This window comes from Arthrobacter sp. W4I7 (assembly GCF_030816215.1).
Classification (GTDB): domain Bacteria; phylum Actinomycetota; class Actinomycetes; order Actinomycetales; family Micrococcaceae; genus Arthrobacter; species Arthrobacter siccitolerans_A.
This window is the reverse complement of record NZ_JAUSXU010000001.1, coordinates 2,317,938-2,330,197: the sequence shown is the minus strand read 5'-3', so window position 1 is coordinate 2,330,197 and position 12,260 is coordinate 2,317,938. Positions and strand designations below refer to the sequence as shown.

The 12,260-nt window shown below is 59.2% G+C and carries 10 protein-coding genes; 6 read left to right on the top strand and 4 right to left on the bottom strand.

The window, feature by feature from the left end:
• The first annotated feature begins 121 nt into the window (after window positions 1-121).
• Entirely contained in the window at window positions 122-946 is an 825-nt protein-coding gene (locus tag QF047_RS10745; protein ID WP_307276638.1) for a trans-acting enoyl reductase family protein, read from the top strand.
• 68 nt (window positions 947-1,014) lie between these two features.
• Window positions 1,015-1,350, top strand: coding sequence for a hypothetical protein (locus QF047_RS10740; RefSeq protein ID WP_307276635.1), 336 nt, complete (start codon window positions 1,015-1,017; stop codon window positions 1,348-1,350).
• Between the two features lie 155 nt (window positions 1,351-1,505).
• Here QF047_RS10740 and QF047_RS10735 read toward each other — a convergent pair whose 3' ends face one another.
• The 4 genes from QF047_RS10735 to QF047_RS10720 form a co-directional block, all read right to left on the bottom strand.
• Window positions 1,506-2,222: an alpha/beta fold hydrolase gene (locus tag QF047_RS10735; protein WP_307276632.1), complete on the bottom strand. Its 717-nt coding sequence runs from the start codon at window positions 2,220-2,222 to the stop codon at window positions 1,506-1,508.
• 804 nt (window positions 2,223-3,026) lie between these two features.
• The gene (locus QF047_RS10730) at window positions 3,027-3,365 is read right to left on the bottom strand and encodes a hypothetical protein (protein ID WP_307276629.1); all 339 of its coding nucleotides are present in this window, start codon (window positions 3,363-3,365) and stop codon (window positions 3,027-3,029) included.
• 98 nt (window positions 3,366-3,463) lie between these two features.
• A complete protein-coding gene (locus tag QF047_RS10725) occupies window positions 3,464-3,868 on the bottom strand; it encodes a YidH family protein (RefSeq protein WP_307276627.1) in 405 nt (134 codons plus the stop codon).
• Window positions 3,869-4,056: 188 nt separating this feature from the next.
• Window positions 4,057-6,486, bottom strand: a complete 2,430-nt coding sequence (locus QF047_RS10720; RefSeq protein WP_307276624.1) for an AAA family ATPase — start codon at window positions 6,484-6,486, stop codon at window positions 4,057-4,059.
• Window positions 6,487-7,502: 1,016 nt separating this feature from the next.
• On the opposite strand from QF047_RS10720, the gene QF047_RS10715 reads away from it, so the two are divergent.
• The 4 genes from QF047_RS10715 to QF047_RS10700 all read left to right on the top strand — a co-directional run bounded on the left by QF047_RS10715 (window position 7,503) and on the right by QF047_RS10700 (window position 11,804).
• The gene (locus tag QF047_RS10715; protein ID WP_307276622.1) at window positions 7,503-8,282 is read left to right on the top strand and encodes a hypothetical protein; all 780 of its coding nucleotides are present in this window, start codon (window positions 7,503-7,505) and stop codon (window positions 8,280-8,282) included.
• A gap of 339 nt (window positions 8,283-8,621) precedes the next feature.
• Complete coding sequence (locus QF047_RS10710) at window positions 8,622-9,251, top strand: hypothetical protein (protein WP_223994848.1); 630 nt, start codon at window positions 8,622-8,624, stop codon at window positions 9,249-9,251.
• Window positions 9,252-9,620: 369 nt separating this feature from the next.
• Window positions 9,621-10,091, top strand: coding sequence for a mismatch-specific DNA-glycosylase (locus QF047_RS10705; protein ID WP_307276616.1), 471 nt, complete (start codon window positions 9,621-9,623; stop codon window positions 10,089-10,091).
• A gap of 312 nt (window positions 10,092-10,403) precedes the next feature.
• Window positions 10,404-11,804, top strand: coding sequence for a hypothetical protein (locus QF047_RS10700; protein ID WP_157238296.1), 1,401 nt, complete (start codon window positions 10,404-10,406; stop codon window positions 11,802-11,804).
• Window positions 11,805-12,260: the final 456 nt, after the last annotated feature.

Below are 12,260 nucleotides of genomic sequence, written 5' to 3'. Positions count from 1 at the left end.
TGACTTTCGGCCGATGCCATTCATCCTGCGGTCGAGAACGCGGATCAGTTCCGGTTGTTCCGAGGACCAAGGCAAGGAGCCGTGTGTCGGCGTGGAGTTGCCGCTGTGAAAGGCTGCAGTTATGGAGAACTCATCTCGGGAACATGACCTCGTTCTCTACGGAGCGACGGGTTTTGTTGGCCGACTGATCGCCGGCTACGTCGCGGAGCATGCACCGGCTGGCATGCGAGTCGGACTCGCGGGCCGGTCCAGGTCCAGACTCGAGGCGGTTCGGTCGCAGTTGCCGGTCGCGGCGCACGAGTGGGCCCTCATCGAAGCCGACTCGGAGGACGCGGACTCGATCGCCGCCCTAGCGGCGGGCACGCGCGTGCTCTTCACAACCGTCGGTCCATACGCGAAACACGGACTACCCGTCGTCGAGGCCTGCGCACGGGCCGGTACCCACTACGCCGACCTCGCCGGTGAGGTGTCCTTCATCCGGGAGGCGATCGATCGCTACGACGCCCTGGCCAGGACGAGCGGGGCCAGGCTCGTGCGCTCCTGCGGCTACGACTCCGTGCCGTCCGACCTCGCCGTACTGCTGCTTCATCAGGCAGCAGTAGCCGATGGCGCTGGCGGTTTGGGTGAGGTCCAACTCGTTGCTAGGGCCAAGGGTGGCATCAGCGGAGGCACGCTCGAGTCGATGCGCGGGCAGCTCGACGCGATGCAATCGAGCACCGCCCTGAGGTCATTAGCCGCGGACCCCTACGCTTTGAGCCCTGACCGCACCCGGGAGCCGAGGACACAACAGCCTCTTGACGCCGGTCCTGTGCGCCGTTCCGATGACGGCACCTGGACCGCGCCTTTCATCATGGCCGCGGTCAACACTCGGATAGTGCGCCGCAGCAACGCATTACAGGGCTGGGCCTACGGCCGTTCCCTTCAGTACGGCGAGGTGATGGGGTAGCCCCCGGACCAGCAGGAGCGATCATCGCCAGGGCAATAGCACTCGGGCTCCGGGCATTCACGGCCGCGATGGCGTTCCCGCCCACCCGGCGCTTGCTCGACCGCTGTCTTCTGGCACCAGGTGCGGGTCCGAGCACCAGCACGCAGCGCGCGGGCTGGTTCCACTCCCAGGTAACCGCCCGCACCGAGGACGGCCACCGATACCAGGCGATTGCTGCCGGCCCCGGTGATCCCGGCTATGCCGCCACCGCCGTGATGGCAGGCGAGACTGCACTCGCTCTCACCCTCGACGGTGACCTGCTGCCGACCGCCAAAGGGTCGCTGACACCGGCCACTGCACTCGGCAACGTGCTCATCCAGCGACTCCGAACGGCCGGCCACACTTACCAGATAACCAAACATTGACCGGACCAAGCTGACTAGCGGCCCGATGGGACATTTCGTCTTCTGATGAGGGAACGTCCGAATCCGGCAAGGCTCCCATGACGGAAAGCACAAAGTTAGCCACCGGGGGGAATCCTCGCCCGCAAGCGAGCGGGGGAGAGGGCCGGCGGCGCATGTCACGAGCGGATGTCGAGGTAGTGCAGAACCGCCCGGGCCGTTTCCTCCGGAGCGCTGACGTGGGGGCAGTGCCCTGTGGCCCGAAGCTGCACCAGGGTGCTGTGTTCCAGATTCTTGTGAAGGTAGGCGCCCACTTCCGGCGGGGCAAGCCGATCGTCGGAGCACTGCAGAATCAGGCAGTTCGTATGCAACTTTTTCAGTTGAGGGCGGGTGTCGGAAAAAAAGGTCACCCCGGCGAAGTGCCGTGCGATGGACGGATTTGTCCGGCAGAAGCTGACACGCAGGTCCTCCGCTAATTCCGGCTCCTGCGGGTTGCCCATAACCATCGGCGCCAAGGCCGCGGCCCAGGCGAAATAGTTGCTGTCCAGAGACGCCAGCAGGCCCTCGATGTCTTCCCGCGAAAACCCGCCCACGTAGGCGTCGTAAGGGTCGTTCGTATGACGGGGTGAGGGAGCAAGCAGGACAAGGTGGGAGAAACGGTCGGGGTCCTGCACTGCGGCGATCACGGCGATCATCGTGCTGACACTGTGACCCACCAGGATAACGTCCTCGAGGTCAAGGGCGGCACAAATCTCGAGCAGGTCCGACGCGTACCCATCCAGGGACCCGTACTTCTCCCAGTCATAGGCGCTGATGTCGGAATGTCCTGCACCAACATGATCAAAAAGCACCAGCCGGTAATCATCAACGAAATAAGGCAACAGCTTCCGCCACATAGCCTGATCGCAGCCAAAACCGTGGCAAACATCATCACAGGCCCATCCTCCCGGCCGAGTATGGTGACATTGTTCCGGCCAATTACCGCAGCAGCTGCTTCGATCACGTTCTCACTGACGCTCGCGTAGGGTGGTGTTTTGTCCCAGACTATCCACGGGAAATATAGAATCCTAGGGATCCTCCCACTATGACCTTCAAGGTGACGTCAAGTCGGCCCAATACATGCAAACGCACGGCTTACACCACTCCTCCGACATGAACCATGATCGCGATCAGAGCGTTGACGGGTCGTCTCGGGCGTCCCACGTTCGGTCAGCACTTGGAGAATGCCTGGGTGAAATCAGCAAGCCCGCATTTAGAAAACGACGATTTCGCGCCTTTTGTCAGCTGTGGCAGAGGGCCTAGGATGTGGCGGCCGGGGAAGTTGCTTGGTTCGTTTCGGAAGGCTCCTGCCGCAGTCTAAAAGAGCTGTGACAGCCGACCTCGGGACGGCTTTTGAGTTGCTCCAGTTGGCTAAAGCGGGGTGTGGGCATTGTCCACACTTTCGGGCTTGGATTCGCTGGTAGAGGCGTCGTATTGGCCCGGATTCCGCATGTTTCCGGGACTTCTCAGTGATTGCAAGGCCAGGAATGCAGTTCGAGTCCCACCTCGGGCACAGTGTTTCCGCAGGTCAGAGGCTTTTTGTCCTTCTAGTGTTGACAAAGCTTGACCTAGATGAGGTTTGAGGTGTAGCGGGATCGGCATGTCAGGTCTCTGACGGTCGTTATCTAGGCTGCGGTCCTAATTTCGGATCGAGCGGCTTTCTAGTCAATCACCGCATGAACTTCTGGGCGCCGTAGCTGCGGCGAGGTCGCCACGTAGGGTCGCCGTCTTCTTCTCACCAGGAGCGCGCTGCATCTTGTTAGGGGGCCAGGATAACGGCCACGCCCAGCAGCCCTAAGACCAGCCTGCGATGGTTGTCCAGAGCACAGCGGGATGTCGGCGTCGGCGGATTCGCGTGAAATGCTGTGCGAGCTGGCCTTGTAACGTTGGCGCTGGGTGAGGTAGATCGCAGCGGCCGTGCTGGTGGCCACGGCGACGAGCACCAGGATGGGGAAGCCGTGGTGGGGCAGCCAGCGTAGGAAGATTGCGCTCTCTGTCACCAGGGCCAGCACTGTTCTGCCCCATGCGAGAGTCGTCCGCTCCGGCTGGAGGCCGGGGCTCCGTGTGCGACAGCGGGCGGCCGGCGTGGTGGCACTAGTCAGCGCCAGAGGATAAAGACCAGCACGACGGCTGCGGCCAGCGCCCCGGCTCCGGCCAGCAGCGGCACAATCAGGGGTAGGGGCAGGGGAGCTTTGTTCCGCATGCTGCGTTCGACCCGTATCCAGCGCAGGGCGGCGCCGGCACTGAGAAGCATGCCCAGCGTGAGCAGCAGGACAGCGATGCCTTTCCTGACCGGTTCAAGGAACAAGTCAGCAGTGAAAGCTTCGATGGCGATGCCGCCAGCAAGGAGCGCGAGTGACGTTCGGATCCAGGCCAGGAACGTGCGCTCGTTGGCCAGGGTGAATCGTGGGTCGGGTTCTGTGCCGCCTGGGAGGAGCCGTTCGGCCAGCTTCCCCCTTCGACCAGGGGTCTGGCCGGGGTCTAGCGTCCGGTCAGCTTTCATCTAAAGAGCCACGGTGCGGAAGCCGCAGTTGCCGCCGGAGGATTCGGGGGTGTTCGATGTCTTGGCTGCTACCCTGCTCACCACGGCACGACCTCAGCCGGCACAAGCCGCCTGATCAACTGTCCACGACTTGCGGGCAACCCCAGGCCAGCCGCGCTCGATGTGACTGCAGGCAGGATGGACCGCCCTCAAGCAATTGCAGCTTCAAGGCCGCTTCCGGAGTTGGACGCCCGGCTTGCTAGAAGCACGGGGTCCAACTCCAACGCAGTACACATGTCCATAAAATGCTTGGCATCGTGGTTTCGCATGAGTTCAAACACGGCATGAAGAACGGAAACAGCCTCGGGACGATTGACTCCCCGCGTGGTCTCCACACGTTCTTGGTGCGAGTACTGATGCAGGTAAGTGACCATTCGCTGACGTGTCAGGCCTTCATCAACCTGGTCAATTGCTGCTTGCATCTGAAGTCTGAAATCACCCATTAGGGCGGGGAATTTGAAGCTAAGAAATCCCTCCAACATCCGTCGGCAAATGTTCGGCAGGATGATGGCCGCGTCCATCTCGTGCTCAATTGTGGGTTCACCTTGGCACGAGATCAGCGTTGAGGCCGCCCTCCAAAACAGATAGTGATATTCCGATCTCAGGCGTGTACGAAGCGCCTTGTGCTCCTTGTTTTGGTCAGACCCCCAATCGCGCCAGACGGGCACGCGACGTGCAACCCCCACTTCCACTCTCCTGCCCTGAGCCTGAAGCTCTAGAATCCTGAAGCGGCGCCCTTGTTTCATTACGCTACTCTGGAGCCGATCTAGTTGGTTGGACCAAATCCGAAAAAGTTCGAAGTTGTGGGTCATCAGGAAGACCTGGCCACAGTCGCGTGTAGGCTTCTGGCCGCATGAACAATCCAGTGGTGCTCCGCACGAGCAAACGGAAGGCTGGACCAATTCCGACCAAAGGAGGCTCGACGCGCCGACTGTAAAGTTCTCGTCCAAGCTAGACACGGGATCGTCAATAACGATGATTTGGTCACGACGGCTCCGACCTCCGGTGTTGAGGCTCCGAACGAAGTAGAGCAACGCCAAAGCCGTGCATTCCCCCTCACTCAGGTGCAGAGCCGGCTCGCCGTGCCTATATATCGCGTACCGATTGCCTTTCACAGGCTCGACCCTGAGGTCGGACCTGCCCAGAAGGGTTTGCAGACGCTGGTTTAGCCATTCGGCCGGGGGCGCAGGATCAAGTTCGGCATTTTCTAACTCAGTGATGACACGCCGAGTACCTTTGATCGCCTTGGCATTGTCTTCAACAGCCGTTGCGGCAGCGTCCGCATCATGCAGTGCCGCCATATAGGTCTCTTGTTGCTCACCGATCCAAAAGGCTTCCAGGTTTTGGCAAGCCGACTTCCGAACAGCTTCAAACCGGGTACTTCTGTCGTTGTGGGCAGCAAGGAGCTTCTTGAGCGGCCTGACGTCCGGAATAGAAAACGACTTAGTCCGCCAACTCTCCGGAAGAGGAGCCGCATCATGTAGGTGCTGCTGCTTGCGTTCGAGGAACTCCCGGAGCTTCTCCAGTTCGCTAAGATCTTTTTGAATTTGGATCTTCAGTGAGCTTCGAAGCAGGTCATATTCCGTCCGAAACTCTGGGTAGAGCAGTCCCGACTCAGGAAAAAGCGCGTGCAACTTGCCTAACGAAGCGACCAGGGCTTCGAGCTGTTTGCGGAGCAGGCGCAAATCATTTTGCAGCTCACGCGAGCTGGAGTCGAAGTGGCGGTTTAGAGCCTCTAGGCGCTCTCGAGACAAATCGCCGGTACAGAAGAGGCACACATGCTCATGGTTGTGGAGATCCAGACCTTGTTGTACCCAAGCAGCCCGTTCGGGGTGTGCTGCCAAAGTATCAATGACTCGTGCTGTTGGGATCCGATCCAAAAGATCGCTGAGGGTCGAACACGATAGAGGCTCTATAGCTGAAATCAGAGGTATGTCGACCTCCTCGAGGAACGTGCTCTGAGCTTTCGCTATCTCTTCTTCGGTCCTAAAATCACTGCGTTCCTCAAGCGGCATCGCGAAGGGTAGTCGCTTCAAGACGTTGCGAGCGTCGTAACCTCGACCGTAGCCGTCTACGCCGCCAAGGGTGGACGTAACGAGTGTCCCGATGCTTTTAAGAATGGCGTTAGGAAGCGCCTGCTTGCGCTTGGCTTCTTTCGTCAAAGAGTCGGTTAGGCGCGACAAGTCGTCCAAGCGCGTACGCGCGGCTCGGAGCTCTTTCTCACGGTTCGCGTTTGCTTGACCGATTGCCAAGAGTGCTTTGGCCTCGCCGACCGAAAAGTCGAAGCAATCGGCAACATAATCCTTGTTGAAGACTGCCATCCGATCCCAAAAGGCGTCCTCAGAAGATACAACGGTTCTCGTCTCTGTGATTCCCGTACCGGAAACCTCCACAGAGACGCCGGCTTCCCATGCATCGGGTGATTGGGCGGGGGAAAGGAGCGACGCTAAGGTCGACTTGCCAGTGCCGTTATTGGCATAGATGAGATTGATGTCGCTGAAGCCTGTGAAATCGCTGCTGGGAGACCAGTTCTGAAAGATGCGGAAACTTTTGATGGACCGGACGTTCTCTATGCGCAATTTTTCCCCCGACTTATATGTGCCTGTGTCATCCTAATTCGTGCTGGTGCCGTGTCGACGATGACACGGCGGCATCAGGAAAACTAAGAATGGACGGGTAGATATCGCCAAGGTCAGCTCAGCGTTCTCGCAGCTACTTCCACTCCCGTACTTTGAACGCCGATACTAAAGATTCTGTAGGGCTGGGGCAGTGGCGACTTTAGAGGGTATTTTCAGAAACGCCACCATGGTCGGGCTCATGTCGCCCGGCAGCACTGTGAAAATCGTGGATCACACCCACGTGGACACCCATGAGAAAACGTCCGTCCGCACCTTCATTTTTCTGTCTTATGCTCTGATGGGACAGGAGCAATCATCAGCCCGGGACCCGAGGCGCGTACGCAAGAAACTTGACAGGATCCAGTAAGGTCAAACTTAGAAGAAGCTGCCCTCCTCCTAGCGCAAGATCCGATTCTGCAGCACTCGAGGACCGGAGCTGCAGACCGACCCGCGGCGCTGAATTTGCCTGGCGATAGTTACCCGAACCCTCGACTTGCAAGTGACACGGAAGTCGCGGGAACATCGGGCATAGCTCAAGAAGGACCCGAGCCTGCCGCAGGGGTCATCTCTTTGCGAAGGCCGCAAGCACTGCTGATGATCTGCGTGCACAGTTAAATTTGGAGCGACTGCTAACGTAAGAAGTAGATACCAACGTGCGCTGTTACGCGTAACCAAAAACCATTGACACGACCCGCTATCAATGCTTCGTATAGGCAGTCTGATAGCCAGCGTCAGACCGTGTGATCATCGCCGTTGAATTGGTAGCGGCATACGGGGGATACTGCCTCAACAACCTTCGAACCTCTGCAACAGCAGGGGTTCTTTTCTTTTAAGCACCGAAAGGAGCCAACCTCTACGCCCTAAGTCAGCCTCAAAATCATGACCGCTAAAAGGATCGTCCCCTGGACGGTCCTTTTCTTTTGCCCCTATCCGAAACTTCCGGGCGCCGCAGACGCCCTCAGACACGAAAGGTAACCATGAAGTCACACCCATATGCACGCTTCATCAACTGGACCGCGGCGACTTACATCGAGGAACGCCAACCGGGCACCGGGCAGTCTCAGGCGGTACTCACTTGGCTACGGGCCTATGGCATTACAGCCGCAAGGGTCGACACCTTCCTGCGGCTTCACGGCCGGCACTCCGCGACGATGCCCAACGCGCTTGTCATGGACATTCTGGAGCTCAGCAACTCAAAGGTCCGCCAAACGCTCAAAGACGAATACCTTCTCGATGCGCTGCTCCATACGTGGAACTCCCTGGCGGATGTCTACGGCAGGGCCGCTACCCCGGCCAACCGCGAAGTGGCCAGACTCCAGCTGATGGTTGAAGCCGGCCACGCGCTCATCACGGCAGAAGGTACGGGATACCCCGGAGAAGAGACATTGCTGAGGAGGTACTGGCTGGAGACCGAGATGTTGGACCTTTCCCGGATTCACAAAGGCACAGCTGATTTCAAAGATGTCGGCAGTGACCTCGAGTACATCAAGCGGCAGAGAAAGGAGCTTCCACAGCGGCCAACTCCTGTGCAGCTCCCACAGCAGCAGCAACCTACAAAGCCGACTTCAGCGCACAGGAAGACGCCAAATGGTTCGGCAAACCCGCGCCCTGGCGCCTTCACGCCTGCCCAGGACCCGGATCGACTCCCGCCCCTGCCGACCAGCGGCCGCCATTGGCGTAAGCCCTCTGCAGATCTGAACGATGGACTGTATGGAAACTGGCGCGACCGTTGGGACAACACGTTGCCCGAACGGTAAAGCAGGCGACTATAACACCCGCCGCTTACGGTCACTGAAGGCGGCGTCCGCGATCGACGCGTCACGCAAGTGATTCTCGGGCAGTAGATGTACGTAGGTCGAGGTTGTGGTGGTTGTGCTTGGTGACCTAGCTGTTCCGTAGCTTGCGTAGACGTGTGCATTCGCTTTGCGTCCTGAATCTTCGTCGTAGTCTTCACTCCACGGTGCAGCCTGGGTTTCCGGTGTCAATGGCCTCCCTTCCGGTCGTATGGCGAGCCGTACTATGCTGGCTTTCCATACAGCGGACGCGGCTGGTGGCGTTAGGCCGGATCTCTAGGGTGTGACTCCGAAAGGGAGGACATGGCTTCTTTCAAAGAACGTATGGCAGCTGCCAAGGATTCGATTGTCAATACCTACAAGGAGGCGGCTGCTGAGGATAAAGCCAAGCGAGAGGAGAAGACAGCCGAGGAGAAAGCCAAGCGAGAGGCGAAGGCAGCCGAGGAAAAAGCCAAACGAGCGACACTCATCTTGGAGTTGACCAGCGTCAAGGGCTTTTTGAGGCTGTACCCCGACTTCATAGAATGGAAGCTAGGCATAGGAGTTGCTGACGACGTGCAAAGGATTCTGTACAGCGAAGTTAACTCTGTAAGCATGCATGGCTCGATCGCCCCACCGGGCGGCGTTACCGCAACTTTCTTGTCCGGTGGGATGAACCTTTTGGCACCGAAACTGAAGTCGATCACGCTGAATGTCGGCGGAGCCGCCCACACGTTTGAGTTCAACTTGGAGACCACCGACAAGGTGCGCGAAGCGGTCGACCTCATCTCCCGGAAATCTTTTGAGGCGAAAAAGAAGCCTACGCAGGCCCTTGCAACGAACGCACCGAGCGCCGCCGACGAGATCGCGAAGTTGGCTGCGCTGCGTCGAGACGGCGTACTTACCGACGGAGAGTTCACAAAAGCTAAGGCCACGCTTCTCGGGGGCGATTAGGCCGCCCCTCCAGGGGCCCGAAAGTTGCCCTTGGAAGCGGTTTGCGCGGAAGGCAGAGCACATTTCCTGCCTTGCTTGAGGGTATTAATCTCATCCTTCTTGACTGCGTATTAGCCAGTCCGCAAAAAGTCCGCAACAAGGCATATTCGGACCATCACAGCCAACACGAGTATCTCTGAGAATAAGCCGAAGTCCCGCACCCCTCAACAGGGACTGCCCCGGCTCTTGTTGACTCGGGGTCTTAGGCCGCTGTGAGCGCGGTCCGGTTGATTGTTTCTGAAAAAGTGTAGCGTCCAACGCTAAGCCTCAGTACGCCCGGAAACGTTGGAAGCCCGATACCATGAGGCGCCTAGGCGAAGGAGACGGGGAATGGAAAGAGCGGGTCTGCCGGACCGAATTGCTGCAGGAATGCAGGTGCTCATCAGTGGGGATAAGCCAAAGCCAGGCGGCAAGAGCCTCCAAAAAGGCCACTACTACGCGGACGGCGGCAATGCGTTCTGGGGCCTTCTCTACGACTCCGGGCTGACCTCCGAGGCGTTGACCTGGCAGGATGATGAAGACCTTCCGCGACTGGGGATCGGTTTGACCGACCTAAACAAGTCCGACGAACTTGGCTCCGGCCACGCGCGGTGGGAGGCACTGGTGCGCGAGTTCCGGCCTCAGTGTGTGGCCTTCAACGGCAAGGGTGTTGCCGAAGATTACGTCGAGCACGCCGATCCCGGTCAGCGTGTCGAGATGGGCCTTCAGGACTGGAGAATCGCTGGTAGCGAGTGTTCGTGCTGCCCAGCAGTTCCGGTGCGAACAGGGGCGGGGGCCGGCTCGATTGGTGGGCGCGGTTAGCCCTGCATCTGGGGCGACGCAGCGACAAATTGGGGGAGTAGGCCGACGTTTGAAACGGCGTCGGTGCGAGCGGAGCCCCATGGCGGCCTCCCGGGCGGGTCCGTCCTCCTGAAGCGTTGATCTTTGCACGCGGTGTTTCGGGCATGGAGCCAGCCGTTGCTTTGGCGCGTACACGGCAGGCGTTACACCGCGAATCCTTGGATGCCAGGGGCAGGAGGGGACACCGAGTGATGATCTTGCGAACGATAGTTCCCGAAGGCCCATCGGGGTCGACAGCTTCGCCCCATTGCGCGAAGCCTGTAGAAATAGTGGATGACCACGGATGAGCCTGACTACTTTCTTTTCATTGGAGACGTTGACAGCGAATCGGCCACAACGAAACTGAGGTCAAGCGGTGCCACGTATCATAAGAAGCTGCTTAGTTCGAAGCCTGAAAATTGGGCCAGGATCGTCACCATGATTACCTCGCCGCACTGTCGTGGTGTGCTTGTCGTTCTGAGACGCAACGACTACGAGGCAATGTGCCGACCCGAGTATGAAGAAGCGTCTAGGGCCCTGCTGGATGCTCTCGCCGACCGTTCTCACGCGGTTCTCGTCCATGAGGCAGTATTCCTCACCGACGAGCAGCGCGCGGCCCACGATGTCCCGGCAGATGAGCGTTCGAGGGAGAATGTCTTTCCTCTCGGGCTTAGCGATGAGGATCGCGCCCTCTTCGAATCTATGAGGGAGGAATGGGAGGACCCCTTCAGAGCGATTTCCGACGCCACTCGGGAGCGCGTGAACGCCATGCTAAGGGATCGTCAACTCAACGTCTTTCCGTACCGCACGAACGTGGAACGTTCGATCATTGCGAGCGGGTTCTTGGAGGACAATGAGCGGCACCTGCTCTTCCGCTTCTACGTCCCCAGCGGTCGTCTCTACGCGCAAGAGGCGGACGCTCTCCTCGGCCTGTTCCGCGAGTGGCTTGGCCAGACGGGCCACAGCCGCGTTCGTCAGGAGGGCTACAGCACTGCCGCCGGTCAGGTGTTCGAATTCTTCAGCGGGGACGGCCAGCCTGAGGGTGGATTGAGCCGCTACTTCGAGGATTTCTCCTCCTTCCTCGGTGACTGCGTGGCCACGCCAGCGGCCGCTGCCGCCCAACTGATAGCGAACGGTGTAGCGGAGGACGCGGCAGCAATTATTGTGTCGCGGTATGCGACCAGGGCACGCCGTCTCAGCCTCGACCTTAAGCAACGAAGGGAGGAGCGGATGCTGAGCTTGAAGCACGAACTCGAGAACATCGTCCTTGAGGTCGACGGGTTGACGAGTAGGAATGTAGAGGCTGTTTTGGACGAGATGCTTCCGCCTCCCGCGGCTATCGGGATTATCGAGGGGCCGAGGATGAACCCAAGTCATTCGTTAACAGTCAATAATTTCAATCCGCAGTTCATCAACGAGGTTACGGGTTCGGTGGTCCAGAACATCGCGGGAACCGTCAACCTGGGAGCTGAAGCGAAACAGTTGCTAGAACTCATAGCGACTTTTGGCGGCCACGAGCGCGCTCAGCTGGAAACGGCGGTTCATGAGCTTGAGGACGGCGGTGCGCGAGGGGCCGAACGTGTCGCGGCGCGCGGTCGTCTCAAGCGCTTCCTGGCGGACCTCGGTAACCGCGGGCTCGGCGTAGGCCTCAACATCCTGCAAAAGTACGTAGAACACAAGATCGGCGTCACGTAACCGGAAACCTGGACCCTTTGTAAAGAAGGCCGTAAGCCGGTCCGCTAGCGTGTGGCAGCCTGAGCTCATGTTGAGACGACCCGCCCCGCTTGAAACCCCTCTAAGACGGGGCGGAGAAAGTTTACATCGAGCCGGGATCTCCCGTCTCTATAAAGGATCGTTTGTTGAGATCGCCTATGGGGTTGGCGAGGCCGGAAGCGGAGGACTACGAAACGCAACGTGTCCCCATAGGTCTGCGAAACCCAGCGAAGGTTCCTGCATCGGCTCCGGAACCCCGGGGTCACCAACTAACGAAGGAACCGGCACGAATTTTCTTCCCTTGCTCGCCAACGCCCCTCCTCACCTCCGGCTGGCCGTGCTCGTGCTCCTGCATTAACCATCGAACCGCCGTGCCGTGCGCCTGGTACGCGCTTATTAGTTCCTCTGCTGCTGGCGACGCCGGGGGCTATACATTGA

Excerpts from the sequence above, each read along its gene's own strand:
- QF047_RS10715 (WP_307276622.1), top strand. The coding sequence starts at position 7,503 with ATGAAGTCACACCCATATGCACGCTTCATCAACTGGACCGCGGCGACT.
- QF047_RS10710 (WP_223994848.1), top strand. The coding sequence starts at position 8,622 with ATGGCTTCTTTCAAAGAACGTATGGCAGCTGCCAAGGATTCGATTGTC.
- QF047_RS10705 (WP_307276616.1), top strand. The coding sequence starts at position 9,621 with ATGGAAAGAGCGGGTCTGCCGGACCGAATTGCTGCAGGAATGCAGGTG.
- QF047_RS10700 (WP_157238296.1), top strand. The coding sequence starts at position 10,404 with ATGACCACGGATGAGCCTGACTACTTTCTTTTCATTGGAGACGTTGAC.
- QF047_RS10740 (WP_307276635.1), top strand. The coding sequence starts at position 1,015 with ATGGCGTTCCCGCCCACCCGGCGCTTGCTCGACCGCTGTCTTCTGGCA.
- QF047_RS10745 (WP_307276638.1), top strand. The coding sequence starts at position 122 with ATGGAGAACTCATCTCGGGAACATGACCTCGTTCTCTACGGAGCGACG.
- QF047_RS10735 (WP_307276632.1), bottom strand. The coding sequence starts at position 2,222 with ATGTGGCGGAAGCTGTTGCCTTATTTCGTTGATGATTACCGGCTGGTG.
- QF047_RS10725 (WP_307276627.1), bottom strand. The coding sequence starts at position 3,868 with ATGAAAGCTGACCGGACGCTAGACCCCGGCCAGACCCCTGGTCGAAGG.